This window comes from Mycobacterium sp., from assembly GCF_044223235.1.
Lineage (GTDB): Bacteria > Actinomycetota > Actinomycetes > Mycobacteriales > Mycobacteriaceae > Mycobacterium.
In genome coordinates this window covers 70,420-97,241 of the sequence record NZ_JBGAME010000007.1, presented here as the reverse complement: position 1 = coordinate 97,241, position 26,822 = coordinate 70,420, and the positions used below count along the sequence as shown (strand labels likewise).

Annotated in this window: 30 protein-coding genes; 16 read left to right on the top strand and 14 right to left on the bottom strand. The window is 68.7% G+C overall.

The features are described 5' to 3' along the window. Positions 1-10: 10 nt before the first annotated feature. The 8 genes from ADBZ6K_RS12535 to ADBZ6K_RS12500 form a co-directional block, all read right to left on the bottom strand. The gene (locus ADBZ6K_RS12535) at positions 11-853 is read right to left on the bottom strand and encodes an alpha/beta fold hydrolase (protein ID WP_526347031.1); all 843 of its coding nucleotides are present in this window, start codon (positions 851-853) and stop codon (positions 11-13) included. Continuing rightward, positions 850-1,935: a fatty acid desaturase gene (locus tag ADBZ6K_RS12530; RefSeq protein WP_526347029.1), complete on the bottom strand. Its 1,086-nt coding sequence runs from the start codon at positions 1,933-1,935 to the stop codon at positions 850-852. Before ADBZ6K_RS12530 ends, ADBZ6K_RS12535 begins: the two co-directional genes overlap by 4 nt. Before the next feature lie 10 nt (positions 1,936-1,945). After that, the gene (locus ADBZ6K_RS12525; RefSeq protein ID WP_526347027.1) at positions 1,946-2,233 is read right to left on the bottom strand and encodes an acyl carrier protein; all 288 of its coding nucleotides are present in this window, start codon (positions 2,231-2,233) and stop codon (positions 1,946-1,948) included. A gap of 2 nt (positions 2,234-2,235) precedes the next feature. Then, the gene (locus ADBZ6K_RS12520; RefSeq protein ID WP_526347025.1) at positions 2,236-3,252 is read right to left on the bottom strand and encodes an acyl-CoA desaturase; all 1,017 of its coding nucleotides are present in this window, start codon (positions 3,250-3,252) and stop codon (positions 2,236-2,238) included. Continuing rightward, complete coding sequence (locus ADBZ6K_RS12515) at positions 3,249-4,184, bottom strand: acyl-CoA desaturase (RefSeq protein WP_526347023.1); 936 nt, start codon at positions 4,182-4,184, stop codon at positions 3,249-3,251. Before ADBZ6K_RS12515 ends, ADBZ6K_RS12520 begins: the two co-directional genes overlap by 4 nt. After that, positions 4,181-5,854, bottom strand: a complete 1,674-nt coding sequence (locus ADBZ6K_RS12510; RefSeq protein ID WP_526347021.1) for a fatty acyl-AMP ligase — start codon at positions 5,852-5,854, stop codon at positions 4,181-4,183. The genes ADBZ6K_RS12515 and ADBZ6K_RS12510 overlap by 4 nt, the downstream gene beginning before the upstream one ends. 13 nt (positions 5,855-5,867) lie before the next feature. Further along, positions 5,868-6,647, bottom strand: a complete 780-nt coding sequence (locus ADBZ6K_RS12505) for an acyl-CoA thioesterase (protein WP_526347020.1) — start codon at positions 6,645-6,647, stop codon at positions 5,868-5,870. A 306-nt stretch (positions 6,648-6,953) separates the two neighbouring features. Next, a complete protein-coding gene (locus tag ADBZ6K_RS12500; protein ID WP_526347018.1) occupies positions 6,954-7,337 on the bottom strand; it encodes a nitroreductase family deazaflavin-dependent oxidoreductase in 384 nt (127 codons plus the stop codon). A 128-nt stretch (positions 7,338-7,465) separates the two neighbouring features. Here ADBZ6K_RS12500 and hemL point away from each other — a divergent pair, with 128 nt between their 5' ends. From hemL to ADBZ6K_RS12460, 8 genes are all read left to right on the top strand, one after another. Continuing rightward, entirely contained in the window at positions 7,466-8,797 is a 1,332-nt protein-coding gene (gene hemL, locus ADBZ6K_RS12495) for a glutamate-1-semialdehyde 2,1-aminomutase (RefSeq protein WP_526347016.1), read from the top strand. Then, positions 8,794-9,414, top strand: a complete 621-nt coding sequence (locus ADBZ6K_RS12490; RefSeq protein WP_526347014.1) for a histidine phosphatase family protein — start codon at positions 8,794-8,796, stop codon at positions 9,412-9,414. The genes hemL and ADBZ6K_RS12490 overlap by 4 nt, the downstream gene beginning before the upstream one ends. Beyond that, positions 9,411-10,019 carry a TlpA disulfide reductase family protein gene (locus ADBZ6K_RS12485; RefSeq protein WP_526347012.1) on the top strand — a complete coding sequence of 203 codons (609 nt, stop codon included), beginning with the start codon at positions 9,411-9,413 and terminating at the stop codon, positions 10,017-10,019. Before ADBZ6K_RS12490 ends, ADBZ6K_RS12485 begins: the two co-directional genes overlap by 4 nt. Further along, entirely contained in the window at positions 10,016-10,147 is a 132-nt protein-coding gene (locus tag ADBZ6K_RS12480) for a hypothetical protein (protein WP_526347010.1), read from the top strand. Before ADBZ6K_RS12485 ends, ADBZ6K_RS12480 begins: the two co-directional genes overlap by 4 nt. Continuing rightward, positions 10,144-10,959: a cytochrome c biogenesis CcdA family protein gene (locus ADBZ6K_RS12475; protein WP_526347008.1), complete on the top strand. Its 816-nt coding sequence runs from the start codon at positions 10,144-10,146 to the stop codon at positions 10,957-10,959. The genes ADBZ6K_RS12480 and ADBZ6K_RS12475 overlap by 4 nt, the downstream gene beginning before the upstream one ends. A gap of 143 nt (positions 10,960-11,102) precedes the next feature. After that, the gene (resB, locus tag ADBZ6K_RS12470) at positions 11,103-12,635 is read left to right on the top strand and encodes a cytochrome c biogenesis protein ResB (protein WP_526347236.1); all 1,533 of its coding nucleotides are present in this window, start codon (positions 11,103-11,105) and stop codon (positions 12,633-12,635) included. A 112-nt stretch (positions 12,636-12,747) separates the two neighbouring features. Next, positions 12,748-13,800: a c-type cytochrome biogenesis protein CcsB gene (gene ccsB / locus ADBZ6K_RS12465; protein ID WP_526347006.1), complete on the top strand. Its 1,053-nt coding sequence runs from the start codon at positions 12,748-12,750 to the stop codon at positions 13,798-13,800. 116 nt (positions 13,801-13,916) lie between these two features. Further along, entirely contained in the window at positions 13,917-15,092 is a 1,176-nt protein-coding gene (locus tag ADBZ6K_RS12460; RefSeq protein WP_526347004.1) for a MinD/ParA family ATP-binding protein, read from the top strand. A 12-nt stretch (positions 15,093-15,104) separates the two neighbouring features. Here ADBZ6K_RS12460 and ADBZ6K_RS12455 read toward each other — a convergent pair whose 3' ends face one another. Continuing rightward, complete coding sequence (locus tag ADBZ6K_RS12455; protein ID WP_526347002.1) at positions 15,105-15,269, bottom strand: hypothetical protein; 165 nt, start codon at positions 15,267-15,269, stop codon at positions 15,105-15,107. A 48-nt stretch (positions 15,270-15,317) separates the two neighbouring features. Between ADBZ6K_RS12455 and ADBZ6K_RS12450 the strand changes: the two genes are divergently transcribed. The 3 genes from ADBZ6K_RS12450 (at position 15,318) to ADBZ6K_RS12440 (ending at position 17,113) form a co-directional block, all read left to right on the top strand. Next, a complete protein-coding gene (locus ADBZ6K_RS12450) occupies positions 15,318-15,674 on the top strand; it encodes a DUF4229 domain-containing protein (RefSeq protein ID WP_526347000.1) in 357 nt (118 codons plus the stop codon). Further along, positions 15,671-16,717, top strand: a complete 1,047-nt coding sequence (locus ADBZ6K_RS12445; RefSeq protein ID WP_526346998.1) for an aminotransferase class V-fold PLP-dependent enzyme — start codon at positions 15,671-15,673, stop codon at positions 16,715-16,717. Before ADBZ6K_RS12450 ends, ADBZ6K_RS12445 begins: the two co-directional genes overlap by 4 nt. Positions 16,718-16,861: 144 nt before the next feature. Continuing rightward, positions 16,862-17,113, top strand: a complete 252-nt coding sequence (locus ADBZ6K_RS12440) for a hypothetical protein (RefSeq protein ID WP_526346996.1) — start codon at positions 16,862-16,864, stop codon at positions 17,111-17,113. A 54-nt stretch (positions 17,114-17,167) separates the two neighbouring features. Here ADBZ6K_RS12440 and ADBZ6K_RS12435 read toward each other — a convergent pair whose 3' ends face one another. Beyond that, positions 17,168-19,378, bottom strand: coding sequence for a GAF domain-containing sensor histidine kinase (locus tag ADBZ6K_RS12435; RefSeq protein ID WP_526346994.1), 2,211 nt, complete (start codon positions 19,376-19,378; stop codon positions 17,168-17,170). Positions 19,379-19,633: 255 nt separating this feature from the next. Between ADBZ6K_RS12435 and ADBZ6K_RS12430 the strand changes: the two genes are divergently transcribed. Further along, on the top strand, positions 19,634-20,035 hold the full coding sequence (locus ADBZ6K_RS12430) for a LytR/AlgR family response regulator transcription factor (protein ID WP_526346992.1): 402 nt from the start codon (positions 19,634-19,636) through the stop codon (positions 20,033-20,035). Here ADBZ6K_RS12430 and ADBZ6K_RS12425 read toward each other — a convergent pair. Together ADBZ6K_RS12425 and ADBZ6K_RS12420 are read right to left on the bottom strand one after the other, a co-directional pair. Then, a complete protein-coding gene (locus tag ADBZ6K_RS12425) occupies positions 20,013-20,666 on the bottom strand; it encodes a response regulator transcription factor (protein WP_526346990.1) in 654 nt (217 codons plus the stop codon). The genes ADBZ6K_RS12430 and ADBZ6K_RS12425 overlap by 23 nt on opposite strands. A 170-nt stretch (positions 20,667-20,836) precedes the next feature. Continuing rightward, positions 20,837-21,706: a 1,4-dihydroxy-2-naphthoate polyprenyltransferase gene (locus tag ADBZ6K_RS12420; RefSeq protein WP_526346988.1), complete on the bottom strand. Its 870-nt coding sequence runs from the start codon at positions 21,704-21,706 to the stop codon at positions 20,837-20,839. A 167-nt stretch (positions 21,707-21,873) separates the two neighbouring features. On the opposite strand from ADBZ6K_RS12420, the gene ADBZ6K_RS12415 reads away from it, so the two are divergent. Both ADBZ6K_RS12415 and ADBZ6K_RS12410 read left to right on the top strand, forming a co-directional pair. Beyond that, positions 21,874-22,650, top strand: coding sequence for an S-methyl-5'-thioadenosine phosphorylase (locus ADBZ6K_RS12415; protein ID WP_526346986.1), 777 nt, complete (start codon positions 21,874-21,876; stop codon positions 22,648-22,650). Next, positions 22,647-23,678, top strand: coding sequence for an NAD-dependent epimerase/dehydratase family protein (locus tag ADBZ6K_RS12410; protein WP_526346984.1), 1,032 nt, complete (start codon positions 22,647-22,649; stop codon positions 23,676-23,678). Before ADBZ6K_RS12415 ends, ADBZ6K_RS12410 begins: the two co-directional genes overlap by 4 nt. A 6-nt stretch (positions 23,679-23,684) precedes the next feature. Here ADBZ6K_RS12410 and ADBZ6K_RS12405 read toward each other — a convergent pair whose 3' ends face one another. Together ADBZ6K_RS12405 and ADBZ6K_RS12400 are read right to left on the bottom strand one after the other, a co-directional pair. Continuing rightward, positions 23,685-24,707: a sensor histidine kinase gene (locus ADBZ6K_RS12405; RefSeq protein ID WP_526346982.1), complete on the bottom strand. Its 1,023-nt coding sequence runs from the start codon at positions 24,705-24,707 to the stop codon at positions 23,685-23,687. Further along, positions 24,694-25,392, bottom strand: coding sequence for a response regulator transcription factor (locus ADBZ6K_RS12400; RefSeq protein WP_526346980.1), 699 nt, complete (start codon positions 25,390-25,392; stop codon positions 24,694-24,696). Before ADBZ6K_RS12400 ends, ADBZ6K_RS12405 begins: the two co-directional genes overlap by 14 nt. A 104-nt stretch (positions 25,393-25,496) precedes the next feature. On the opposite strand from ADBZ6K_RS12400, the gene ADBZ6K_RS12395 reads away from it, so the two are divergent. Beyond that, positions 25,497-26,153: a glycosyltransferase family 2 protein gene (locus ADBZ6K_RS12395; RefSeq protein WP_526346978.1), complete on the top strand. Its 657-nt coding sequence runs from the start codon at positions 25,497-25,499 to the stop codon at positions 26,151-26,153. After that, positions 26,150-26,821: a TIGR04282 family arsenosugar biosynthesis glycosyltransferase gene (locus ADBZ6K_RS12390; protein WP_526346976.1), complete on the top strand. Its 672-nt coding sequence runs from the start codon at positions 26,150-26,152 to the stop codon at positions 26,819-26,821. The genes ADBZ6K_RS12395 and ADBZ6K_RS12390 overlap by 4 nt, the downstream gene beginning before the upstream one ends. Position 26,822: the final 1 nt, after the last annotated feature.

The following is a 26,822-nucleotide window of genomic DNA, read 5'->3' as shown; positions in this document are numbered from 1 at the left end:
TTCCTGTCGATTATCCGGATCTGGCGGTCAGGCATGCGCTGAGCGCCGAACGCATCGCGTCGCTGGCGACGATGCCGTGGTGGCCGGTGTCCGTTTCCTCGACACCGGTGTTCACCGCGGCGGCGATGAGGTACGAATCGTCGATCGGGACTATGTCGTCGGCTGGGTCGTGCAGGACCTGCAGCCGCACCGATGCAGGCATGTTCAGCGTTCGGATATCCCAGTGCGACACCGGAATTCCGTCACGGTTCGCGAGTTCGCGGTATATCCCATCCACCACCCCGCGCGATAGGCGGCGGTGTGCTGCCCACCGTTCGAGTACGCCCGTCAGCGAGCATGCCGGCGCCAGCAGGACCATGTTGCCCACGTGCGCCTGGGGTGTCTCCGCGACGGCCGACACCGCCGCCAGCGCGCTGAGCGAATGCGCGACGACGGTGTGGATGGACGGAAATCGTTGCAGGACTTCGCCTGTCGCGCGGGCGTAGTCGGTGATGGTGGCCTGCGAGCCCGGCGAGATCCCGTGGCCGGGAGCGTCGAAGCACACCGTGGTTTCACCGTGGGCAAGGGCGTGCTGCACGACGGCGGACATGGCTGTGCTGTCGGCCCCCCAGCCGTGCAACGCGAGCACCGACGCCTCGCCGTCACCCCACACATAGGCCGCCGCGACGCGCGGCACGCCCCTCAGCGGCACGCGGCTGGCGCCCAGGGGGCACAGGTCGTCGGGGAAGCTGCCGAGTTCGCGGGTGTTGACGAACATCGCCGTGTGCACATATCCGCATGCGCGGGGCAGGATCCGGTGCACCCTGGCCAGTCCGGCGGCCAGCCGGCCGGTCCGGGCACCATCGAGGGTCACGACATCTGCGTTTCAGACGAGTCGGCGCGGCGCATCGGCCGTGTCGAGTACAGACCCGAGATCGGGTCGTAGAAACGGCATTTGCGCAGAATTGTCCACAGTGTGCCGATGTTGGCCCGCTCCACCCGAACCATGTCCGGGTATTGTCTGCGCAGCGCCATCTGGGCCTTCCGCAGGTTGTAGTAGGGGATGGTCGGTGCCACATGGTGTGCGGTGTGCAGCGAGATGTTATGCGTGAGGAATAACAACCATCGGGGGTACTCGTAGTCGGTGGTCACCAGCAGCCTGCTCGCGTTGCGGGTCCAGTGTTGTTGCGGCAGATACGGAATGTCCTCGGAGCTGTGATGCATGAGCGTGGTGATGCTGAACCACGCGTGGGTGGCCAGCCACGGGGCCGCGAAGCAGAGCAGCAGCCCGTGCCAGCCCGTGAAGTAGGCCAGTGCCGCGAGATAGGCACCACCGGCCAGCACGACGAACCCGATCGATCGGCGGACCTCGCGACGCGTTTCGCGCTTCGGGAAGTACGACGGCCGGAAGGCGGACTGTGCCCAATAGTTGACGGAACCGGCCCACACCGCCCACGTCCGCATGCTCACGTAGAGGAATCGGTGTCGAAGGCGCATCCGGCGATAGACCGCTTCGGGGATGGGCCGCCAGTCGGTATCCAGTTCGAGGCTGTTGGTGTGCGCATGGTGCCAGTTGTGCACGTGGCGCCACGCGTGGAACGGGTACACGAGTGGCAGCAGCGACAGGTGCCCGATCGCGATGTTGAGCCGGCGGTTGCGCGAGAACGACCCATGGCCGCAGTCGTGGCCGACGCAGTGCAGGCCCCATCCGCCCAGACCCGCCGCGAGCACCAGCGGTCCGATCAGATACCAGTGGTCGGCGACGGCGATCCCGGCGACCGCCGCGCCGTACAGCGCCGCGCTCATCGCGAACCCCGCCAGCCCGCGTGCGACGGAGGGCTGCATGTACTCCCTCGGTATCGCGGCCGCCAGTTTCTCACCCTCGATGGCGTGGCTCTTCTCGAGGAAGTCGAGGAAACGCGGATCGGGTTCGACCGGGATGGTCTTGGAGGTCATATCCGCCGCGTCAACTGCTCAGGCGGAGTTCACGGCTGAGGTAGGTGGCGAGGTCGTCGATGGTCTCGTGTTCGAACAGGATCGCCGGTGACAGCCGCCGCTCGACCACCTTCTCCAGCGCGCCGGACACCTGCACCGCAGTCCGTGAATCCAGGCCGTAGGCGTCGAACGGTTTGGAGGTGTCGACCGCCGACTCGGCGCAGTTGACCCGGCGGGCCAACTCGGTGACCAGCCAGCCGCGCAGTGATTCACTGGTCAGCGGTCCTTCGATGGCGGGGGTTTTGGAGCGTCGGAACATGATCACCCTTCGGGGTCGGGGTTCGGATGGGGCCGTGCCGTGCTGGTTGTCTGGTAGCGCCGCATCCGGCCGGCGATGGTGTCGTGATCGGGCATCCGCAGATCCCACACGATTCCCGCCCTGGCCAGCAGCGCCAGCACCCAGCCGCTGACATCGGGTTCCCACCAACGCATTCCGTGCCGGTAGGCCCCAGGGAAGGCGTGGTGATTGTTCTGCAGGCCCTCGCCGAAGGTGAAGAATGCGACGGGCCAGTTGTTGGCGCTGTTGTCCCTGGTGGCAAACGGCCGCGAACCGAACATGTGGCTGATCGAGCCGACGCACCAGGCGGCCTGGTTGGCCACGAACACCCGGGCCAATCCGCCGAAGATGAATCCGGAGAACGCATCTGCGGCCGTGCCGCCGAACACGAAGCCCGCAGCCGAGGGAAGCAGCAGGCTCAGCAGTGCCCAGAGCGGGTAGCTGCGGCTGTAGGTGTAGAGGCAGCGGTCGCGCAGCACGTCCCGGGCGAAGACGTTCGCCCGGGACTCCTGATCGCTGAACATCCACGGAATGTGGGCGTACCAGAGGCCTTTCGCCCGCCCCGCAAATCCCGCCCCGCTCAGGTTGGGTGAGTGGGGGTCGCCCAGTTCGTCGGCGAACCGATGGTGGCGGCGGTGGGTGCTCACCCAGAAGGTCAGCGGACCCTCCAGCGCCATCGAACCGGTGATCATCAACACGCCCTCGAAGACCCGGGACGTCTTGAACGACTTGTGCGCGGCGTAGCGGTGGAAGCCGATCGTGGTGCCGAACATCTGGATGACGTAGAACACGGCGAACAGGGTGTAGTCCAGGGCGGTGGCGCTGCCGGTGAACATCAGATAGAGCGCGATCGCGAACCCGACGCCGGGCACCCCGATCGTGACGAGGGCGACGATCCGTTTGGCGCGGGCGTTCTTGGGGTTGAGCTGCACGATCATCCGCGCCAGCGACTCTTCCTTGATCCTGGAAGTGGTTGGCGAGTAGCCGGTTTCGGTGTTCATGCGTCGGTCCTGGGGGCCTGGCGGGCGGACGGCGAATGGGGGTAGTGCACGTTGGTGGCCAGCCCGACCCAGTCGAGCACGCGGATGAACTCGCCTGCGACGTCGAGTTGCCACCAGTGCCTGCGGGTCTGGGCGAGTGCGGGCCTGGCGTGGTGGTTGTTGTGCCAGGACCCACCCATCGTCGGCGGCGCCAACACGCCGATATTGCGGCTGTCATCGCGAACCGGGAACTCGCGGTTGCCGATGGTGTGCCCGAGCGAGTTCACCGCCCAGGTGACGTGATCGAGCACGAATATCCGGGCGAAGCCACCCCACAGGATGCCGCCGATCAGCCCGTGCACGGATTGCGTTGCGGCAGCGCCGATCACACCGGGCGACAGGATGCCCAGCGCCACCAGCCAGAAGTAATGGGTGTTGATCTTCATCACCCGGCGGTCGGCCAACCAGTCGCGGGTGTGTCGGCTCCAGTCGATCTTCCTGACGTTGAACAGCCAGCCGACGTGGCCGTGCCACAGCCCCTTCAGCCGGCCCCGCAGGCCGGGTCCCTGTGGTTGGGGCGAGTGCGGATCACGGTCGGTGTCGGCGAAGGCGTGGTGGATCCGGTGGTTGGCCACCCAGAACACCACCGGACCCTGGGCCGCCATCGATCCGGCGACGCCGAGAAACACCTTGACGGGTTCGGACGCATCGAACGACCGGTGCGTGAAGTAACGATGCAGGCCTGCCTCCACCCCCAACGCGGTGATCAGGTACATGGCGGCGAACAGCGCGACGTCGGCGACGGTCAGGCCGTCGTAGACGGCGTACGCGACGGCACCGGCGGTGCCGATCGTCGGCAGCCCGATGGTGACGTAGGCCAGCCGGGATGCCAGGACGTCCCGCTCGGGCGGCGGGGGGTCAGGCCGGTGGGAGACAGAGAAATCCGTGCTCAAGCCGGGCACCTCCGCACCGCCGCGGCGTCGGGGGCAAACGACGGCAACCTGTTCGCCAGGTACATCCGCCTGGCCTCCTGCCTGCGGACCTTTCCGCTGGTCGTGGTCGGGATGCTGCGCCGCGGGCAGATCCGGATGCGCGGCGCCACACCGAATTCCGCGGTGATGGCGGTGCGCAGTGCATTCTCCGCGTCGGCGCGGCGCTCCGCGGGCAGCGCGGTGGCCGCCGCCTCGGCGAGCACGCACAGCTCCTCGGTCCCGTCGCCGGGCACGGAGAATGCGGCGGCGATGCGCATTTCCGGTTCGGCCCGCAACGCGGCCGCCTCGACATCCTGTGGGTATATGTTCCTACCGCTGACGATGATCAGGTCCTTGATCCTGCCGGTGACGAACAGCTCACCGTCGCAGAGGAATCCGAGGTCACCCGTGCGCAGATACCGGCCGTGCTCCCCGGCGAGTTCTGTGCCGAAGACCTCGTCGCTCAGGCGCGGGTCGCCGTAGTAGCCGTCGGCCACATTCGATCCCGACACCCAGATCTCGCCGACCGCACCGTCGCCCACGGCGGCGCGGGTGACCGGATCGACTATGCGCACCGTGTGTTCGCTGTCGACGTGCCCGCAGCTCACGACGGACCGATTCGGTGCGTATGGCCGCACCCGGTAGCCGGCGCCCGCGCGCTTGCCCGCGATGAACAGGGTCGCCTCGGCAAGGCCGTAACAGGGGATCAGCGCGGATATGTCGAACCCGAACGGTGCGGTTGCCGCCGCGAACCGTTGCAGCGTGTCGGCGTGGATCGGCTCCGCCCCGCAGTAGAGCTGGCGCAGCGTCGACAGGTCCAGTGCAATGTCGTTCGCTGTGTCCTCGCCGAGTGCGGCCGCGCACAAGTCCAGGGAGAAGTTCGGGCCCACCGTGATCGTCACCCGGTAGTCGGTGATCGCCTCGAGCCAGCGGCGGGGACGCTGCACGAAATGCAGCGGGGACATCAGCACCAGCGGCCAACCGTGGTACATCGACAGGACGATCGTTCCCAGCAACCCCATGTCGTGATACGGCGGCAGCCAGGACAGGCCGATGCGGTTGCGCTGCTCGCCCATGTTGCGCCCGAGCGCTTCGCAGTTGCTGACCAGATTGCGGTGCGTCAGGCAGACGCCCTTCGGCGACCCGGTCGATCCCGACGTGTACTGAATCAGCGCGTGATCGGCGGGCGAGATCGGCGCGCTCGGGGCGTCGCAGGCGGTGGCCGCAATCCGGTCGGTGCGGATCACCGCGGCGTCCGCACCGCGGGCCAGATCGGCCACCCGGTCGGCGTACATCGCGTCGGTGACGATCGTCGCAGGCGCGCAGTCGCCCGCGATGGCCGCGAACCGGTCGAGTTCCTTGACGCGCAGGGGCGGGAAACACGGCACGGGGACGGCGCCCAGTCGCAGTGTGCCAAACAGGGCCGCGATGTAGTCGAGGCCGGGGTTGATGGCCAGCAGCACCCGGTCGCCCGTGGCGACCCCGCGAGTGTGCAGGTCCGCCGCGTACGCGCAGGCGTGTGCCGCGGTGTCGGCGAACGTCCAGCGTGTCTCGCTACCCGCCGTGCCGTCGGCCAGGAACACGTATGCCAGATCCGTGGAGCAGGATCTGGCAGACAGGATGTCAACGATGTTCTCGACGTGATCAGGCACGACGTCCTTCCCGCTACCGCACGACTCTGAGCTGGGTACAGCTCGCCAGGTGCTCTCCTCCTTCCGCCCACAGGTCGATCGACTCCCGCACGTATCCGTACGCGTCGGCAGATGTCGTGGTCGCCCGCACCAGCGCCCAGTCGAACGCGGTCTGTGCGGCGGCGACCGATATCTGCACCGACATCTCAACGGTCGGAACGGCTTTGAGCTCGGTGAGTAATGCCGTGTAGGACGGGGCGAGGGAGTCGACAAGGATGGTGATCCGCTCGTCGGGCTCGGCGACGTCGTCCTTGAGCCGGATCCAGCCGCACAGCACCGGATCGGCCGATCCGCTGTACGGCAATTCCCTGGTGGCCGCCCGGATCTCCATGCGCTGTGAGATCGGGATGAACTCGGCGGGGATGTGCACGACCTCGGCGTCGGCCAGACCCGCAATGCCGGTGGGCATGGCTGGTGCGAGCACCGGGGTGTCGCGTGGCGCCAGAACCCCGAAGATCGCGGTGGCGGCGACGCCGGTGCCTGCTTGCGAGGATGCGCTCGCGGACGTGATCGTCAGCGTGCTGCCGTTCCTGACGATGTCCGCGTCGACGATTATGGGCCCGGCCAGCGGACGTACGAACCGGGCGGTGACGGCGGCGAGGCGCCGGTCGGCGGGTACCAGCTGCCGCATCCGGCGCACCAGCGCGGCGACGGCGAGGCCGCCGTGCAATCCGTTGAAACCGTTGAACATCTTGAGATCGGCAGCCTGTATTCGTTCGCTGGAATGCAGGAATTCCGCGATCGAAGCCGTCACGAATGCCACCCCTATTGGCTCGGGGACAAGTGAATCCATACGTCACGTATTCACGTGACGTATAACAATCAGCCTGCGTTTAGCGGGCAATGATAGTCAGCCTCACAGGAACCGTCAATACACCTTCAAATACTTCCAAAGAGGTTCTTACGCAAGAGATTTAGTCGCCAGGACGGCCGTGCGCCGATGCTTGCCGCAGCGGGCGGTGATACGCGACGGACAGTAGCGGATAATTAATTCTTCGCGCACGACAATTTATTGTCGGGGCTCATCCGATCCCCGGCAAACAAAAGCATTCTGCGACAATTAGTCGATTCGCGTAAGCAAAACGGCCTCGTCGAACGGAAGCCGGGCGAATAGCGGTCGCCAGCGCGGGGTGACGAACTCGGCGGCCTGCGCCCGCGACATCACCCGCGGATCGGTCACGCCGAATGTCCTTCCGTTCCGCTGTATCCGGGCGCGGTCGGCCGCCACGATGTTCTTCAGCCAATCTCGGTTGCGGCCGTAGGTCAGCAGGATGGCCACGCCGTCGGCGGTGGGGAACACGGTCAGCGGCGTTCGGTACCGCTTGCCGGACTTGCGGCCGACGTGTTCGAGAATGCCGAAGGACGGGGCCCAGCCCGCCCAGAGCCGCTGAATCGGGTTGGTGACGTGGCGGTTGAATCGCGCCAATCGTTGCGGGAGTTGCATACCATCCATGATCCTCACATCCGGGATTCGGCACTCCGGGGCCGTCGATCCGTCCGGGCCGGCCGGGATGCCCGTGCGCACTACACCCTGTAGTTGACGGCTTGCCCACTGCTGGGACACTGGTGGCCATGCGTGCCGATCACGTCTCCGCTCCAACCGCCGGCACGGCGGCGTCGGCGCGGCTCTACGACGATGCCTGCGCCGTCATCCCCGGCGGGGTGAACTCGCCGGTGCGAGCCTTCACGTCGGTCGGCGGAACCCCCAGGTTCATCACCTCGGCGCAGGGTTACTGGCTCACCGACGCCGACGGCAATCGCTTCATCGACCTCGTGTGCTCGTGGGGCCCGATGATCCTCGGCCACGCACATCCGGCGGTCGTCGAGGCCGTGCGGCGGGCGGCGGGCAACGGGCTGTCGTTCGGGGCGCCGACACCGTCGGAGACCGAACTGGCCTCCGAGATCATCGGCCGCGTCGCCCCCGTCGAGCGGCTGCGCCTGGTCAACTCCGGCACCGAGTCCACGATGAGTGCCATCCGCCTGGCCCGCGGCTTCACCGGGCGCGCCAAGATCGTCAAGTTCTCCGGCTGCTATCACGGCCACAGCGACGCCCTCCTGGCCGACGCCGGCTCGGGTGTCGCGACGCTCGGCCTGCCGTCCTCACCAGGGGTCACGGGTGCGGCGACGGCCGACACCGTGGTGCTGCCGTACAACAATGTCGAAGCCGTCGAGGAGGTCTTCGGCCGATTCGGCGACGGGATCGCCGCCGTCATCTCCGAGTCCAGCCCCGGCAACATGGGGACGGTGCCACCGCTGCCCGGGTTCAACGCCGCCCTGCGCCGGATCACCGCGCAGCACGGGGCGCTGCTGATCCTCGACGAGGTGATGACGGGATTCCGGGTGAGCCGGTCGGGGTGGTACGGCGTCGACGGGGTTGATGCCGACCTGTTCACGTTCGGCAAGGTGATGAGCGGTGGCCTGCCCGCCGCGGCCTTCGGCGGGCGCGCGGAGGTGATGGAGCGGCTGGCCCCCCTCGGCCCGGTGTATCAGGCGGGCACGCTGTCGGGCAATCCGGTCGCGATGGCCGCCGGCCTGGCCACCCTGCGCGCCGCCGACGACGCGGTCTATGCGCGACTGGACGCCAACGCCGACCGGCTGTCCGCGCTGCTGACCGGGGCCCTCGCCGAAGCCGGTGTGGCACACCGCGTTCAGCGCGCGGGCAACATGCTGAGCGTGTTCTTCTGCGCCGGCCCGGTGACCGACTTCGCCGCGGCACGGGCCAGTGAGACCTGGCGGTTCGCGCCGTTCTTCCACGCCCTGCTGGACGCCGGCGTGTATCCGCCGTGCAGCGCCTTCGAAACCTGGTTCGTCTCGGCCGCGCTGGACGACGAGGCGTTCGACCGCATCGAAGCCGCACTGCCCGCCGCAGCGCGTGCCGCCGCCGAAGCGACCCGACCGGGATGACCGGCCCATCGCGCCCCGTGACCACGGTGCACGTCATGCGTCACGGCGAGGTCTACAACCCGGGCGGCATCCTCTACGGGAGGCTGCCCGGCTACCGGCTGTCGGATCGGGGCCAGGCTCAGGCACGTGCCGTCGCGGACGCACTGGCGGAGAAGGACATCGTGCTGGTGGTCGCGTCCCCGCTGCAGCGGGCTCAGGAGACGGCCGCGCCGATCGCCGCGCGGCACGGTCTTGAGATCGATACCGACCCCGATCTGGTCGAATCCGCCAACTTCTTCGAGGGTCGCCGGATCTCACCCGGCGACGGGGCCTGGCGCGACCCGCGGGTGTGGTGGCAACTGCGCAACCCGTTCACACCGTCGTGGGGCGAGCCCTACAAGGACATCGCCGCGCGGATGATCACCGCGGTCGACAAGGCCCGCGCACGGGCGGCCGGCCACGAGGCGCTGTGCGTCAGTCATCAGCTGCCGGTGTGGACGTTGCGGCTGGCCTTGACCGGCCGCAGGCTCTGGCACGACCCCCGCGCGCGGGAGTGCTCGGTGGCGTCGGTGACCTCGTTCGTCTACGACGGCGACACCCTCGTCGACGTCTCGTACAGCGAACCGGCGGGCCGGTGAAGCGGCTCACCCTCCCCCTGGTCGCGGCGGTCCTGCTGGCGAGTGGCTGCGCCACCGGTGACGACGCGGTCGCCCAGGGCGGGACATTCGAGTTCGTCGCGCCGGGTGGCAAGACCGATATCACCTACGACCCACCCGAGAGCCGGGGTCGCCCCGGCCCCATCTCCGGGCCCGATCTGCTCGACCCGGCGAAGACCATCTCGCTGGACGACTTCGCGGGTGACGTCGTGGTGATCAACGTGTGGGGCCAGTGGTGCGGACCGTGCCGCTCGGAGATCGGTCAGCTTCAAGAGGTGTACGACGCGACCCGCGATCAAGGTGTGGCGTTCCTCGGGATCGACGTCCGCGACAACAACCGCGACGCCGCCGTGGACTTCGTCACCGACCGCAATGTCACGTTCCCGTCGATCTACGACCCGCCGATGCGCACCATGATCGCCTTTGGCGGCAAATACCCGACGACGGTGATCCCGTCGACGGTTGTGCTCGACCGTCAGCATCGGGTGGCGGCCGTGTTCCTGCGCGAACTGCTCGCGGAGGATCTGCAGCCGGTGGTCGAGCGCCTGGCCGCCGAGCCGGACACCGGGCAGGCGGGCAGCGCATGACCGACGAGCGCTTGCGCGAGGAGCAGACCGGCACCGACGAGCGCTTGCGCGAGGAGCAGACCGGCACCGACGAGCGCTTGCGCGTCGGCGCACACCCCGCCCGAACGGCTGGGGGCGCGCGGGCGTGACCGGATTCGCCGAGATTGCCGCCGCCGGCCCGGTGCTGGTGGCGCTCGGTGTGTGCGTGCTGGCCGGGTTGGTGTCGTTCGCGTCACCGTGTGTGGTGCCGTTGGTGCCCGGCTACCTGTCGTATCTGGCCGCGGTCGTCGGGGTGGATTCCGCCGAGGCGCCTGTGCAGGGGCGGCCGGGCGTGCGTACGGCCGCCGTCGGCTCGTCGCGTAGACATGCTTCGCCGCGGCTACGGGTGGCGGGCGCGGCGGCGCTGTTCGTGGCCGGATTCACCACGGTGTTCGTCCTGGGCACCGTCGCGGTGCTCGGCATGACGACCGCCTTGATCACCAATCAGCTTCTGTTGCAGCGCATCGGCGGTGTGCTGACCATCGTGATGGGTCTGGTCTTCGTCGGTTTCATCCCGGCGCTGCAGCGCCAGGCCAGGTTCACCCCTCGGCAGGTCTCGACGCTTGCGGGCGCACCGCTGCTGGGGGCGGTCTTCGCGCTCGGGTGGACGCCGTGTCTGGGCCCGACGCTGACCGGCGTGATCACCGTGGCGTCGGCCACCGACGGGGCAAACGTCGCCAGGGGCGTGCTGCTGGTGATCGCTTACTGCCTCGGCCTGGGCATCCCCTTCGTGCTGTTGGCCTTCGGATCCGCCCGCGCGGTGCAGGGGATGGGCTGGCTTCGCAGGCATACCCGGGCCATTCAGATCTTCGGCGGGGTGTTGTTGATCCTCGTCGGCGCCGCGCTGGTCACGGGGGTGTGGAACGACTTCGTGTCCTGGGTGCGCGATGCCTTCGTCAGCGACGTGAGGCTGCCCATCTGATGGTCACCTCCCCTACTTCCCCCACCTCCTCCCCGCGAGCAGACGCAAAAGTCCCCGAAAACCGGCGATGTGGGGACGTTTTGCGTTTGCTCGGCGGGACGGGTGGGGCCTACATCCGCAACACCTGGCGCACGCTGACGTCGATGGGCACCGCGCTGGTGCTGCTGTTCCTGCTGGCGCTGGCCGCCATCCCGGGGGCGTTGCTGCCGCAGCGCAGCCTCAACGAGGGGAAGGTCGCCGAGTACATCGCCGAACATCCGACCATCGGCCCCTGGCTGGATCGGGCGGAGGCCTTCGACGTGTTCTCCAGCTTCTGGTTCACCGCAATATATGTGCTGCTGTTCATCTCGCTGGTGGGCTGCCTGACGCCGCGGATGATCGAGCATGTCCGCAGCATGCGGGCGGTGCCGGTGCCCGCGCCGCGCAATCTGGGGCGGCTGCCCAAACATCTCAGCGCCGACGTTGGCGGCGAACCTGCGGCGGTGGCGGAGGTCGCCAAAGGACAGTTCCGCGGCTGGCGGAAGGTGACCCGCACCGACGAGTCCGGCGACGTCGTCGAGATCTCCGCCGAGAAGGGCTACCTGCGCGAATTCGGCAACATCGTCTTCCACTTCTCCCTGCTCGGCCTGCTGGTCGCGGTGGCCGCGGGCAAGATGTTCGGCTACGAGGGCAACGTCATCGTCATCGCCGACGGCGGGCCGGGGTTCTGTTCGGCGTCCCCGGCGGCGTTCGACTCCTTCCGCGCGGGTAACACCGTCGACGGCACGTCGCTGACCCCCATCTGTCTGCGGGCCAACGATTTCGAGGCCACCTATCTGGCTTCCGGGCAGGCGACGTCGTTCGCCGCCGACATCGAGTACCAGTCCGGCGCCGACCTGAGCACCGGCACCTGGCAGCCGTACCGGCTTGAGGTCAACCACCCGCTGCGAGTCGGCGGGGACCGCATCTACCTGCAGGGTCACGGGTATGCGCCGACGTTCACCGTCACCTTCCCGGACGGCCAGACGCGAACCACCACCGTGCAGTGGCGTCCCGACGATCCGATGACGCTGTTGTCGTCGGGCGTGATCCGCGTCGACCCCCCGGCAGGGACGTACCCCGACGCCGACGAGCGCCGCAAACACCAGATCGCGGTGCAGGGCCTCTTCGCACCCACCGAGCTGTTGGACGGCACGCTGCTGTCGTCGAGTTTCCCCGCGATGAACGACCCCGCCGTGGCGGTGGACATCTACCGCGGCGACACCGGACTGGACACCGGGCGGCCGCAGTCGCTGTTCTCGCTGGACCCCCGGCTGATCGAGCAGGGCCGGCTGACCAGGCAGGCGCGCGTCAACCTGCGGGCCGGGGAGGAGACTCGCCTCGACGACGGCACCGTGGTCAGGTTCGACGGCGCGGTCCCGTTCGTCAACGTGCAGGTGTCCCACGACCCGGCCCAGGTGTGGGTGCTGGTGTTCGCGATGTCGATGATGGGCGGCCTGCTCGTCTCGCTGGTGGTGCGCCGCCGGCGGGTCTGGGTTCGGATCGCGCAGGCCGGGCCGGGTACCGTAAGCGTCGAGCTCGGTGGCCTGGCCCGCACCGACAACTCCGGATGGGGTGACGAGTTCGAACGGATGGCCCAACGCCTGCTGGACGGATTCGACGCGGCGCCCGAGCAGTCGCGGGAGAAGGTCACGTGAAGGATCGCGGATGAGTGGCAAGCGAGGAGCGAAGCGGATCGCGTATGAGTGGCAAGCGAGGAGCGAAGCGGATCGCGTATGAGTGGCAAGCGAGGAGCGAAGCGGATCGCGCATGAGTACTGACATCGACCTGGGGTTGGCCCGGTATTCCGACTGGGCTTTCACGTCGTCGGTCGTCGTGCTGGTCGCCGCGCTGCTGCTGTTGGCGATCGAGCTGGCCTACAGCCGGGGCCGCCGGGTCGAGGACCGCGAGCTGGTCGCCGAAACTGCGGGAGGCGCACGAACTGCCGGAGCCGCACGGTCCACCGGGCGGTTCAGCGGTGTGTCCTCCGACAGCGCGACCCCCGGCGTGGTGACCGAGACACCGACGCGCCCACTGGATGAGCGCATCGGCCAGGCCGGGCTGTCACTCGTCTACCTCGGCACGGCGTTGTTGCTGGCGTGCATCGTGCTGCGCGGGCTGGCTACCTCGCGGGTGCCGTGGGGCAACATGTACGAGTTCATCAACCTGACCTGCTTCTCGGGTCTGGTGGCCGCGATCGTGGTGCTGCGACGGCCGCAGTTCCGCACGCTGTGGGTGTTCGTACTCGTCCCCGTGCTCATCCTGCTCACGGTGTCGGGCCGGTGGCTCTACAGCCACGCCGCCCCGGTGATGCCCGCGCTGCAGTCCTACTGGCTGCCGATCCACGTCTCGGTGGTCAGCCTCGGTTCGGGGGTGTTCCTCGTCGCCGGCGTGGCCAGCATCCTGTTCCTGCTGAAGATGTCTCCGCTGGGCGCGCCCCGCACGCGAGGAGGACTCGAAACCTCCGGACGCGACGGTGCCGTCGCGCGCATCGTGCGGCGGTTGCCGGACGCGCAGACGCTGGACCGGATCGCGTACCGCACCACGATCTTCGCATTCCCGGTGTTCGGATTCGGCGTGATATTCGGGGCCATCTGGGCCGAGGAGGCGTGGGGCAGGTACTGGGGCTGGGATCCCAAGGAGACGGTGTCGTTCATTGCGTGGGTGATCTACGCGGCGTACCTGCACGCGCGATCGACCGCGGGCTGGCGCGACAAGAAGGCGGCCTGGATCAACGTCGCCGGGTTCATCGCGATGGTGTTCAACCTGTTCTTCATCAACCTGGTCACCGTCGGACTGCATTCGTACGCCGGCGTCGGGTAATCCGGGCAACCTCGGTCAGACCACGCGCCGCTCACACAGCGGGTCCGCGCCGCGCGCTAAGGTCGGCCGGAGGGCAGTTACGGAGAACAACGTCGGGGTCTACGGAGAATCAGGTCGTGTCCGAGTTTCGCGAACATCACCCGCGCCATCAGCGGAACGAACCCGGGCCGGCGAGTCCGTCCGGCTTCCGTGCGCAGCATCGGTTCAGTGACCCCGCCGCGGCCGAACCCCCGGCAGTCGACCGCCCGCAACCGGAATGGACCGCGCCGACGCCCCCGAACGGCGTGCCGGTCAGCAATCATGAGCCGCAGCACGCCGCCCCGGTGACGGAGCCCGTCGCCCTTCCGCCGCCCTACCTGGACCTGTCGACCGTGGCCCTGCTCGGTGAGCCGCAGCACGCGCCGTCCCGTGGCTGGCGCAAATGGCTGTACCTGGCGTCGTTCAAGCTGATCAACGTCGGCGAGAGTGCGGAGGTCAGCCGCCACAACGACCTACTGACACAGGTCAGGCGACCGCTGCACGGCTGCTATCGCATCGCGCTGCTGTCGTTGAAGGGTGGCGTGGGCAAGACGACGATCACGGCCACGCTCGGGGCGACTTTCGCCTCCACCCGGGGTGACCGGGTCGTCGCCGTCGACGCCAACCCCGATCGCGGGACGTTGAGCCAGAAGGTGCCATTGGAGACGCCGGCGACGGTTCGTCATCTGCTCCGCGACGCGGAGGGCATCGAGCGCTACAGCGATGTGCGGGCCTACACCTCACAAGGGCCGAGCAGGCTGGAGGTGCTCGCCTCCGAAAGTGACCCCGCGGTGTCGGAGGCCTTCAGCGCCGCCGATTACACGCGCACCCTCGAGGTGCTGGAGCGGTTCTACAGCCTGGTGCTCACCGACTGCGGCACAGGTCTGATGCACTCCGCGATGGCGGCGGTGCTGGCCAAGGCCGACGTCCTGATCGTCGTCAGTTCGGGGTCGGTCGACGGCGCGCGCAGCGCCTCGGCGACGCTGGACTGGCTGGACGCCCACGGACATCAGGAGATGGTGCGGAACTCTATCGCGGTCATCAACGCGGTGCGGCCCAGGTCAGGCAAAGTCGATCTGCAGAAGGTGGTGGACCACTTCTCCCGCCGCTGCCGGGCGGTGCGGTCGGTGCCCTTCGATCCGCATCTGGAGGAGGGCGCCGAGATCAGCCTGGACCGTCTCAAGCCGGAGACCAGGGATGCCCTTATCGACCTCGCTGCGGTCGTGGCTGACGGTTTTGCGAGCGCGCAGCAGCCCCGCGGCCCGCATCACTAGGGCCGACCGTCATCAGGTCCGCGGGTTGTTGTCGCCGTGGCCGAGCCGACGCAGGAAGTCCGGGTCGTCGTCCGGACCTTTCACGCGCGGCTGCGGGCGGGCGGTATCTGTTCGCACCAACCGCCAGCCGACGTACACCAACCCGACCATGACGAGCGTCAGGAGCAAATACGCCACTGCAAACCTCCTTGATCCGAATATACGCGTCGTCGGTAGGCTCGGGTCGTGACAAATAGCAGGCCCGCCCCCCGCCTGGTGGCCGACGTCCTGGCATATGTGGGGGCGCGGCTGCTGCTGGTTGCCGTCCTGACCGCGGCAATTTATGGCATAGGCAACCTGCTGGGCGTGAGCGTTCCCCTCGCGGTGGTAATGCTCTTCGCGATCGTGATCGCCCTGCCGTTGGGGATCTGGCTGTTCGCGCCGCTGCGGCGGCGCGCCACCTCGAGCATCGCGGCATTCGACGAGCGCCGCCGCGCCGACCGCGAGCAACTGCGGGCCCGGCTCCGGGGCGAGCCGGAGCCATCCTCCGGACAGAGGGGCGAGCCGGCCGACGAGGGCGATACCGGAGCGGCCCAGCGATGACTCCGTTCCGGACGAGAGAGGCGTTCGGGGCCGAATTCGCCGGAGCTGACGGGTTTCTCAACACTCCGACCTACGGCCTTCCGCCGGAGTTCGTGATCCGGGCACTGCACGACTGCATCTCCGAGTGGCAGGCGGGCACGATGGATCCGGTCACGTTCGACGAACCGGTGCGCGTCGCCAGGGAGGGCTACGCCGCGTTGGCAGGCGTGCCTGCCGACTCGGTCGCCATGGGTAGCAGCGTCTCGGCTGTCCTCGCGCTGGTCGCCGCCGCCATTCCCGACGGCAGCCGCGTCGCGACGCTCGCGGGCGAATTCACCAGCACCACTTTCCCGTTCGCCGCGCAGGCCGCCCGCGGGGTCACGGTGACGGAGTTCACGGCCGACGAGTTGATCGCCGCCGCCCCGGAGTTCGATGTCGTGACAGTGAGCCTGGTGCAGTCGGCCAACGGGGCGGTGCTCGACATCGACACCATGCGCGCGAACCTGAGCGGGACCGACACTCTCAGCGTCATCGACGTCACCCAGGCGATCGGTGTCCGGCGCCTCGACCTCGGGTGGGCGGACGTCACGGCTGCCGCTGGCTACAAATGGCTGCTGGCGCCGCGTGGTACCGCATGGATGTCGTTGAGCGACAGGGTGAGCCGCATCATGACACCGCACGCGGCGAACTGGTATGCCGGTGAGCGGCCGTGGCAGTCGATCTATGGGCTGCCGCTGCGGCTGGCCGGGGCCGCCCGGCGGTTCGACACCTCGCCCACCTGGTTCAGCGTGCTGGGTGCCGGTCTGACGCTGCCGTGGCTCGCTACGCTGGACTTGGGCGTCGTCGAGGCGCACACGCGCGGGCTGGCCAATCGGGTGTGCTCTGAACTGGGGCTGGCGCAGCAGGATTCGGCCATCGTGTCGATCCCGATCGACGGTGCGGCCGACCGGCTGGCCCGGGCCGGTGTCCGCGCGTCCGTGAGGGCCGGAGCGGTTCGTGTCGGCTTCCACCTCTACAGCACCGACGGCGACGTCGACCGCCTCCTGGGCGCGCTCCTGTCGTGACACAGGCGGTGGGGGACAGCGGGTAATCTCCGATGGCTGTTAGCGGGGGCCGCCAGATGGGTGTCAGCGCTGAGGACACCGCCACTCCCCGGAGCGATGCTGGAGTTGTCCCGAATATGAAGGGCGACAAGGGAGTAACGCAACATGACGAGCAAGGTCTTTGCGTCGGCAATGCTGGTAGCGGCAGCTGGAACGCTGGCGATCGCCGCCGCACCCGCGGCGGGTGCGGCACCCACCGGGACGGTGTGTGCCGCGACCGCAGCGACGTCGACGGTGTGCCAGTCCGACGGTAATGCGCAGGTCAGTGCCATACCGCCGACCGTCGACTACGGCATGCAGGATCCGTTCATCGGACCATATGTCCTGCTGTTCCACCACACCGGCGGCCATCGCTAGGTCCCGATGCGGTCGACCTCGCCGGCCACTCCCGACAGCGAATGGCCGGCGGGATCAACTGCATTGGGGCTCTGCGCAGTCGAGTGGAATCGTGACCAGAAGGGTCGTCCCGCCCCCGAGGGGGCTGGAAATGTCGAGCTGACCGTAGATGGCCGCCACCCGGTCCTTGAGTCCGATGAGTCCGGACCCGCCCGCGGCGGTCGCCCCGCCGACCCCGTCGTCGCTGATCGACATGCGCAGACCACCACCGTCGACGGTCGCAGTCACGTGCACCGTCGATGCGCGGGAGTGTTTGGCCGCGTTGGTGAGCGCCTCGGCGACGACGTAGTAGGCCGCGACCTCCACCGACTCCGCCAGTCGGGCGTCGACGTCGACTTCGAGTTCCACGGGCAAGGGTGAACGGCGCGCCAGTGTCCTGATCGCGGGACCCAGACCGCCCCTGGAAAGGATCGCGGGGTGGATGCCACGTGAGATCTCTTGCAGATCGGTGGACACGGCGACCAGACCGGTGACCACATTGCCGATGCGGTCGCGCAGGTCCTGTTCGGATGCTGGAATCGAGGCCTCGATCGAGCGCAGCGCCAGCCCGAGCGAAACCAGCCGTTGCTGAGCACCATCGTGCAGATCGCGTTCGAACCGCCTCCGCGCCTGATCGGCGGCGGCCACGATGCGTGCCCGCGACGCGGTGAGTTCGGCGCGGGTTTCGGCGTTGGCGATCGCCGTGGCAACGAGGTCGGCAAAGTCGGCGATGTGTGCCTCGGTGTCGGGCGGCAGCGGCTCGGTGGCCGTTGATCCGATGACCAGTGCCCCGCGAACCCGATCGTCGACCACGATCGGCGCCCCGATGCCCGAGCGCACCCCGAGCCTGCGGACGCGGCCGGTTGGTGCGTCGGCGCCCTCGAAGCTGTCGATGCGCACGGGGCGGGCGGTGTCGCGCACACGAGGCAGGATGTTCGATTCGGCCAGCGCCAACCGCTCACCGACCACGAACCGGGACCCGCCCGCCTGGTCGCGGGCGGCAAGGATCACGATCGCGTCGTCCCGGTCGAACCGGATCAGCGAGACGTGGTCGACGCCGAGACCGCGCGAGAGTTCGACGATCGCGGCCGGGTACACCTCGGTCGGATCGGCACCCCGCGCCACCAGTGTGGCGACGCGGCGCAGCGCCGTCTGCTGTGCGGCCAGGGCGCTGACCTCGGCGTGGCTCGCCTCGACCATCATCTGCGCTTCGCGGAGCCGGTCCTGTTCGCGGCGCCGCTCGGTCACGTCGCGCGCGGCACCGTAGAAGATGCCGTCGTCGGCCACCACGCTCCACTCCAGCCAACGGTCCGCGCCGTCGCTGCGGATGCAGCGGTTCTCGAACTGGGCCGAGCCGCCCGCCGCCAACAGCGTTTCGAGCAGCTGCCCGGTGCGGCTGCGGTCCTCGGGATGGATCAGGCCGAGGAACGGCCGCGACAGCAGCTCGCCGCTGGTGTAGCCCACGGTCCGTTCGAATGCGGGATTCACCCGGCGCAAATACTCGGGCCCACCGATGTAGAGCAGGTCGGAGGTGAGGTCGAAGAACCGTTCCAATTCCTTGCGGCTTGCCTCCAGCGCGGCGTTGATCGCGCCGCGTTCACGGGCGGCGGCGAGCAGCGCCTCCAGCGAGGGCAGGAACCGGTTGACCCGCTGGCGGGCGGGAGGGTCCAGATCCGCGGGCACCAGCAGGGTGCCCAACACAGCGGGACCTTCGCGGAGAGTGATCGCCGACTGCCGATCGGCGGGGGCGACGCTGCCGGTCTCCAGCATCGCGAACTTCAACCCGAGCACCTCGGCGGTCCGCCTCCCCGCCGCCTCCAACGCCGGCTGCAGGTTTCCTGCCCGCAGCATGAGCCGGGCGAGTTCGGCCGCCAGATCGGCCTCCTGTCTGCGCTGACGGGACTCCGTGGCGCGCAATCGCGCCTGGCCCCCGAGGACATTCGCCAGCAGGGCGACAGGCAGGAATACTGCGATGGCGGTGGCGTCTTCGACGCGCATGTCCCACGGCGATCCGCCGGTGGCCATGTGGAAGTAGACGTAGGCGACCGCGCTGGCGAACGAGGTCGCCACGGCGAGGCCGAAGTTCCATCCCGCGGAGACCACCAGCACCCCGAGCAGGAACAGCGCCCCAAAGGCGTTCTCGGGAGCGAATTCGCGCAGCTTATAGACCACAATCGTCTCGGCGACGATGAACGTCACGGCGACCGCGATGCCTTCGGCCAGCGGCGGCGCCTTCGGCCGCAACACGACGCGCAGCAATCGGGCCGGGAGTGAAGGACGGCTAGACCGTGCTTCCCGTGCCTGCGTTTCGCTTGTGCGCTCGGTCATCGGTCATATAAAACGCTGACAGGAGTCGGGTTTATTGCCAGCCAGGGGGCCTCAGTGATACCGGTGACGATCGGCGACCACCCCGGTTGCCCGCGGCACACGATTCCGGTTAACGGTAATGCGTAGGCGATTCCGGGTCTGTCACCCTGAGGATGTGTTGCTGGAGGGTGTGCCGTGCGCTGTCTGATCGTCGACGACAGCGCCGACTTCCGTGCCGTGCTGAGCAATATGCTCGAACGCGGGGGCATTTCGGTTGTCGCTGCCGCGTCGAACACGGCCGACGCGATGACGTGCTGCCGCGACCTTCATCCCGACGTCGCACTGGTAGATGTCGAACTCGGCGAGGAGAACGGCTTCGACCTCGCCGAGGCACTCTGCGGACCCGGCATGGCCGAGCCGCCCGTCGTCATCCTCGTCTCGACTTACTCGGAGCAGGATTTCGCCGAGTTGATCGCGGTCAGCCCGGCGGCCGGCTTCGTGCCGAAGTTCGCCCTGTCGGCCGACGCCGTCCTGGACCTGGTTGTCAGGGCCACGTCGCCGGCGGCCCGACCGATCAGCGAGCCTCGAGGTAGGTGATCACCGCGCGTACGCGCCGATGATCGTCCCCGGTCTCCTGCAGATTGAGCTTGGTCAGGATGCTGCGGACATGCTTCTCGACGGTGCCTTCCGTGACCCAGAGCCTGCGGGCGATGCCCGCGTTGGAACGGCCCTCTGCCATCAGCATCAACACCTCCTGCTCACGGCCGCTCAGCACCGCCAGCGGGTCATCGCGCCGCCGCGCGGACACCAGTTCCTGCACGAGGGCGGGGTCGATGACCGACGCCCCCCTGGCGATCCGCTCCAGCGTGTCGACGAAGTCGGCCACGTCGGTCACCCGGGCCTTGAGCAGGTAGCCGATCGCGTGGCCGCTGGCCAACAGCTCGGTGGCGTGTTCGACGTCCACGTGCGCCGAGAGCACCATGATGCCGGTGCCGGGTGACTCGGCGCGGATGACTCGCGCCGCGTCGAGGCCCTCGGTGGTGTTGGTCGGCGGCATGCGGATGTCGACGACGGCGAGGTCCGGCTTGTGATCGCGCACCAGCGCCAGCAATTGGGTGGCGTCGCCGGCCTGTCCGACGACGTCATACCCCGATCGGTCGAGCAGGCTCGCGAGTCCCTCCCGCAGCAGCACGTCGTCGTCGGCGACGACCACTCGCAGCGAAACCATCACCATCCCTTCCCTCGCACATGAATAGCCGGTGGGACCGACACAGGTCAATTGAAGCTATCCGGTAGGTGCAGATTCCGCCGGGGGAGGCTGACTGCGTCGGGCATGCGCTCCGGGCGGCGACACGCCGGCGATTCACGCCCCGAGCAGACAATCGATGGTGCGGATGGTCAACCCGCGGCGAGCGCCACAGCAACTGCCACCGCCCACACCAGCATGGTCAGTCCGGTATCGCGCAGCACCGGGATCAGGTCCCGGCCACCGCGGCCCGCGCGCACCGGCGCGGCCGCTCGTGCGGCCAGCGGGGCCGCCGCCAGACCAGCCAGGCACCACGGTGTCGCCAACGCCAGGACGATGGTCGTCGTCAATCCGACACCCAGTAGCCCCAGATACAGGATCCGGGTGCGCGCGTCGCCGAGTCGGACCGCCAAGGTGATCTTGCCCGACTGGGCGTCGGTGGGGATATCCCGCAGATTGTTGGCGACCAGCACCGCCGATGAGAGCGATCCCATCGCGACCGCCGCGGCCAGGCCCACCCAGTCGACCCGCAGCGCCTGGGTGTACTGGGTGCCGAGCACCGCGACGAGGCCGAAGAAGACGAAGACCGCGACTTCGCCCAGGCCCAAATACCCGTACGGCTTAGAGCCCCCGGTGTACAGCCACGCCGCCGCGACGCAGACGGCGCCTAGTGGGATCAGCCACAGCGCCGTCGTCAGCGCCAACGCCAGTCCCGCCGTCGCAGCGACCGCCAGACTGGCGATGGCCGCGGTCAGCACCGCACGGGGCGAGGCGAGGCGGGAGCCCACCAGCCGCAGCGGTCCCGAGCGGACGTCGTCGGTGCCGCGGATGCCGTCGGAGTAGTCGTTGGCGAAGTTGACCCCGATGATCATGGCCACCGCGACCAGCAACGCCAGCAGCCCCTTCCACCACACCACGCCGTCGAGCCAGGCCGCGGCACCGGTGCCGGCGATCACCGGCGAAACTGCGTTGGGCAGGGTGCGTGGGCGGGCGCCCTCCACCCATTGGGCGACTGTTGCCATCAGCGTCATCGTCGCATGGCAGACAATGGGACGTGCCAGCGGACGTGAGGAGCAGATAAGTGCCAGCGGACGTGAGGAGCAGATAAGTGCCAGCGGACGTGAGGAGCAGATAAGTGCCAGCGGACGTGAGGAGCAGATAAGTGTCAGCGGACGTGAGGAGCAGATAGGTGCTGGGAGTCATCGGCGGCAGCGGCTTCTACTCGTTCTTCGGATCCGATGCCCGCAGCGTCACCCTGGACACGCCGTACGGGGCGCCCAGCGCAGCGATCACCGTCGGCACGGTGGGACCGCACGAGGTCGCCTTCCTGCCCCGCCACGGGGTCAGCCACCAGTATCCGCCGCACACCGTCCCGTATCGGGCGAACATGTGGGCGCTGCGTGCCATCGGCGTGCGGCGGGTGTTCGGTCCGTGCGCGGTCGGCAGTCTCAGCCCCGATTTGGGACCGGGGGCGATGGTGGTGCCCGATCAGCTCGTCGACCGCACCAGCGGGCGCCCGGACACCTACTTCAGCACCGGCGCCATCCACGTCGGGTTCGCCGACCCATACTGCCCGTCGCTGCGCGCGGCGGCCACGGATCTGCCCGGGGTCGTCGACGGTGGCACGATGGTGGTCATCCAAGGTCCGCGATTCTCCACCCGCGCCGAAAGTCGATGGTTCGCCGGGCAGGGATTCACGCTGGTCAACATGACCGGTTACCCCGAGGCCGTGCTGGCGCGAGAGCTTGAAATATGTTATGCAGCAATCGCTTTGGTCACCGACCTGGACGCGGGCGTGGAGGCCGGCGCAGGTGTGAGGGCGGTTGACGTCTTCGCCGAGTTCGAGCGCAACCTGGTCCCGTTCAAGAAGCTGGTCCGCGAGGCGCTCGAGGTCGTCCCCGCCGAGCGGACGTGCGAACACTGCCTACCGCACCAGGGCGTCAAGCTACCGTTCGATCTGCCGTGAAGGTGCTGCTGACCGGTGCGGCCGGCTTCATCGGGGCACGGGTGGGCGCCGCGCTGCGCGCCGACGGTCACGAGGTCGTCGCGGTGGACGCGATGTTGCCGGCCGCGCACGGCAGGGATGCCCAACCGCCGCCGGAGTGTCAGCTGGTCGACATCCGCGACTCGGAGGCGCTCGCTCCGCTGCTGCGCGGCGTCGACGTCGTGTGTCACCAGGCGGCGGTCGTCGGGGCCGGTGTCAACGCCGCCGACGCTCCCTCCTACGGCAGCCATAACGACTACGCCACCACGGTGTTGCTCGCCGAGATGTTCGCCGCGGGCTGTCAGCGGCTGGTGCTGGCCTCGTCGATGGTGGTCTACGGGCAGGGCGGTTACGCGTGCGGAACGCACGGTTCGGTGGACCCGCTCCCGCGTACCCGGGCCGATCTGGACGCCGGAGTGTTCGAGCACCGCTGCCCCATCGGGGGTGAGGAACTGGCCTGGCGCACCGTCGGTGAGGACGCACCGCTGCGGCCACGCAGCCTCTATGCGGCGAGCAAGACCGCGCAGGAGCACTACGCACAGGCGTGGGCCGAAGCGGTCGGCGGCGGGGTGGCGGCGCTGCGTTACCACAACGTCTACGGACCGCAGATGCCGCGCGACACCCCGTACTCGGGGGTGGCGGCCATCTTCCGGTCTCAGTTGGAATCCGGCAATGTCCCAAGGGTTTTCGAGGACGGTCGGCAGATGCGTGACTTTGTCCACGTCGACGACATCGCTGCCGCCAACGCGTTGGCCGTCACGGCCTGCGACAACGGATTCGCGGCGTTCAACGTCTGCTCCGGCGCCCCCATCTCGATCCTGGAGGTGGCGACCCAGCTCTGCGACGCGCGCGGTGATGCGCGGCCGGTGGTCACCGGCCAGTACCGCAGCGGCGACGTCCGCCACATCGTCGCCGACCCGGGAAGAGCCGCTGAGGTGCTGGGCTTCCGGGCTGCCGTCGATCCGCGGGAGGGGTTGCGCGCGTTCGCGTTCGAGCCGCTGCGCGGCTGACTCGTGTCACTCCGCCAGCGGCAGCCGCACCTCGAACCTCGCACCTGCATCGAGGTTGCGTGCCGAAAGCGTGCCGTGGTGGGCCTGTACCAGGCCGGCGGCGATGGCGAGGCCCAGGCCGGAACCGCTGGGCAGCGAGGAATCCACGCGCGCGACACGGTCTTTGGATCCGCGGTAGGCGATGTCGAACACCCGGGGCAGGTCTGCTTCGTCGATGCCGACGCCGGTGTCGTCGACCCGGGCCCAGGCGCCATGTTCGTCGCACCCGAGTGCCAGCTCGACCTTGCCGCCTTCTGGGGTGTGGGCGATGGCGTTGGCCACCAGGTTCGACAACACCCGCACCAGAGCACGGTCGCTGCCGACTACCCGGACCGGTTCCTCCGGCAGCGCGGCCGTCAGCTCAACGCCTGCGCGTTCCGCGGCGATCCGGTGGGCCGCCAGCACATCGTCGACGACCTCGTCCAGCGCCACCCGGTCGAACGCGGGCTGGATCGCTCCGGCGTTGATCTTGGACATCTCGAAAAGGTCGTCGACCATCTCGGCCAGCCGAACGGACTCCTGCTCAATGTATTTGGCGTGCATCCGCACCTCGCCATCGGCGAGCACACCGTCGGCGATCGCCTCCGACACCGCCCGGATGCCGGCCAGCGGCGTGCGCAGGTCGTGGCTGACAAAGGCGATCAGCCGGCGCCGGGATTGCTCGGCGGCTTGCTCGGATGCGCGGATCTCCTGTTCCCACACCGTGCGGCGGGCCTGATAGCGCGCCAGCATCACCGCGGCGGGCACCGTCACCACCGACACGATGACCAGGACCACCGCCGTCCGCTCGAAGGTCTCGGTGACCATGAACCCGCTGGCGCCCAGCACCCCGGTGAACGTCGCCAGAGTGGGAATCAGCACCAGCACCACCATGCTGAGTGCCAGCGACCATGACCGGGCCACCCGGATGATGATCCCGCCCGCCAGCACCACGGGTATGGAGCAGGCCAGTGCCCAGCCGACGATCTCCCAGAAGTCACTTGCGGGCATCGGATCTCCGGTCCGGATCACTCCACATGTACCCCCGGCCCCACACCGTCTGAAGCCGGTGCTGGTCACCCAGTTTGGACCGCAGGCGTTTCACATGCACCGTCACCGTGGACAGGTCGCCGAAATCCCAGTTCCACACCGCACTGAGGAGTTCCTCGCGGGTGAACACGGTGTCGGGGTGGGTGATGAGGAACAGCAGCAGATCCCACTCCCGGTTGGTCAGGCCGATCGAATGTCCGTGCACCGACACCGATCTCGCGGCCGTGGACACAGTCAGTTCGCCGAACGCGAAGTCGATGGGCTGGATGCCGGTGGGCGCCGGAGTGCGGCGCAGCACCGACCGGACCCGCAGCGTCAGTTCGCGCGGGCTGAACGGCTTCGTCACGTAGTCGTCGGCACCGGCCTCCAGCCCGGCGATGCGGTCGTCTTCCTCACCGAGGGCGGTCAGCAGGATCACGGGCACGGTGAGTTCGCCACGCTGTCGCAGCGTGCGGCACAGTGTCAGGCCGTCCGGCCCGGGCATCATCACGTCGAGTACCGCGACGTCGATGTGGGTGCTGCCCAGCAGGCGAAGCGCGTCGGTGCCGTTGTCGGCCACCACCACCTCCAGGCCGGCGCGCTCCAGATAGCGGCGCACCACCTCGCGGACGACGGTGTCGTCGTCAGCGATCAGGACCCGAGCCACACCGTCAGAGATTAGCCGGATGCCGGCGCCACCTGCAGGGACGTCATCGTTTCGTCACTCTTGAGTGTGGTCGCGGCCGGCGCGCTGGCCTACCGTCTGAGGGTATGCCCGACTGTGCGGTCACCGTGGTGCTGCCGTGTCTCAACGAGGCCGAGTCGCTGCCGGGCGTGCTGGCCGCGATGCCGACCGGATTCCGGCCACTGGTGGTCGACAACAACAGCACCGACGCCACCGCCGAGGTCGCCCGCCGCCATGGTGCCGACGTGGTGCGCGAGAAGCGGCCGGGTTACGGCGCCGCGGTCCACGCGGGAGTGCTCGCCGCGACGACGCCGGTGGTTGCCGTCATCGACGCCGACGGTTCGCTGAACCCTGCCGACCTGCCCGCATTGGTCGCCGAGCTCGACCGCGGAGCCGACATGGCGATCGGGCGGCGCCGCCCCGCGAGCGGACTACGGTGGCCCTGGCACGCCCGGCTGGGCACGGCGGTGGTGTGTTGGCGGCTGCGGACCCGTCACGGTTTGCCCGTTCATGACATCGCCCCCATGCGGGTGGCTCGTCGCGACGCCCTGCTGGCGCTCGGGGTGGCTGATCGCCGGTCGGGTTATCCGCTGGAGTTGCTCGTGCGGGCCGCGGCTGCGCGTTGGCGCGTGGTCGAACATGACGTCGCCTACGGACCGCGCACCGGCGGGACCTCGAAGGTGAGCGGATCGCTGCACGGCAGTCTGATCGCCGCCATCGATTTCTGGCGCGTGATCTCGTGACCGACGGGTGTCTCGGGGTCACCGTGCTGGTGGTAGCCAAGGCCCCGGTGCCGGGCTTGGCCAAGACCAGGTTGGCCGCCGCCGTCGGTGAGCGGGCTGCCGCGGAGATCGCCGCTGCCGCACTGTTGGACACTCTCGACGCGGTGGCCGCGGCGCCGGTCGCTGACCGCGTCGTGGCGCTGACCGGGGATCTGCGGAAGGCCGTCCGCGGTCCGGAGATCGACCGTCGGCTGGCGGATTTCACCGTCGTCATGCAACGGGGCGCCGACTTCGCCGAGCGGTTGGTCAACGCGCACTCCGACGCCGCCGCGGTGGGGTTGCCCGTCGTGCAGATCGGGATGGATACCCCGCAGGTCGGCGCCGACCTGATCGCCGAGTGCGCCCGCGGGCTGCTGGCCGCCGACGCCGTCCTCGGCATGGCCCGCGACGGCGGCTGGTGGGTGTTGGGCGTTACCGACCCCGCCATGGCCCGGTGCCTGCGGACGGTCGCGATGTCGAGGGCCGACACCGGGGCTGTAACGCTGGCCGCACTTCGCGACACGGGGATTGACGTGAAGCTCCTGACCGAACTCACCGACGTCGACACCGTCATAGACATCGAGCCCGTCCGCCGCGACTGTCGGCCCGGTGGCTGGTTCGTGCAGGCCACCCGTGCCGCGGGGGTGTGAC

Excerpts from the sequence above, each read along its gene's own strand:
- ADBZ6K_RS12395 (WP_526346978.1), top strand. The coding sequence starts at position 25,497 with ATGCCCGACTGTGCGGTCACCGTGGTGCTGCCGTGTCTCAACGAGGCC.
- ADBZ6K_RS12480 (WP_526347010.1), top strand. The coding sequence starts at position 10,016 with ATGACCGACGAGCGCTTGCGCGAGGAGCAGACCGGCACCGACGAGCGC.
- ADBZ6K_RS12525 (WP_526347027.1), bottom strand. The coding sequence starts at position 2,233 with ATGTTCCGACGCTCCAAAACCCCCGCCATCGAAGGACCGCTGACCAGT.
- ADBZ6K_RS12445 (WP_526346998.1), top strand. The coding sequence starts at position 15,671 with ATGACTCCGTTCCGGACGAGAGAGGCGTTCGGGGCCGAATTCGCCGGA.
- ADBZ6K_RS12530 (WP_526347029.1), bottom strand. The coding sequence starts at position 1,935 with ATGACCTCCAAGACCATCCCGGTCGAACCCGATCCGCGTTTCCTCGAC.
- ADBZ6K_RS12490 (WP_526347014.1), top strand. The coding sequence starts at position 8,794 with ATGACCGGCCCATCGCGCCCCGTGACCACGGTGCACGTCATGCGTCAC.
- ADBZ6K_RS12420 (WP_526346988.1), bottom strand. The coding sequence starts at position 21,706 with ATGGCAACAGTCGCCCAATGGGTGGAGGGCGCCCGCCCACGCACCCTG.
- ADBZ6K_RS12520 (WP_526347025.1), bottom strand. The coding sequence starts at position 3,252 with ATGAACACCGAAACCGGCTACTCGCCAACCACTTCCAGGATCAAGGAA.
- ADBZ6K_RS12425 (WP_526346990.1), bottom strand. The coding sequence starts at position 20,666 with ATGGTTTCGCTGCGAGTGGTCGTCGCCGACGACGACGTGCTGCTGCGG.
- ADBZ6K_RS12440 (WP_526346996.1), top strand. The coding sequence starts at position 16,862 with ATGACGAGCAAGGTCTTTGCGTCGGCAATGCTGGTAGCGGCAGCTGGA.
- ADBZ6K_RS12405 (WP_526346982.1), bottom strand. The coding sequence starts at position 24,707 with ATGCCCGCAAGTGACTTCTGGGAGATCGTCGGCTGGGCACTGGCCTGC.
- hemL (WP_526347016.1), top strand. The coding sequence starts at position 7,466 with ATGCGTGCCGATCACGTCTCCGCTCCAACCGCCGGCACGGCGGCGTCG.
- ADBZ6K_RS12500 (WP_526347018.1), bottom strand. The coding sequence starts at position 7,337 with ATGCAACTCCCGCAACGATTGGCGCGATTCAACCGCCACGTCACCAAC.
- resB (WP_526347236.1), top strand. The coding sequence starts at position 11,103 with ATGGGCACCGCGCTGGTGCTGCTGTTCCTGCTGGCGCTGGCCGCCATC.
- ccsB (WP_526347006.1), top strand. The coding sequence starts at position 12,748 with ATGAGTACTGACATCGACCTGGGGTTGGCCCGGTATTCCGACTGGGCT.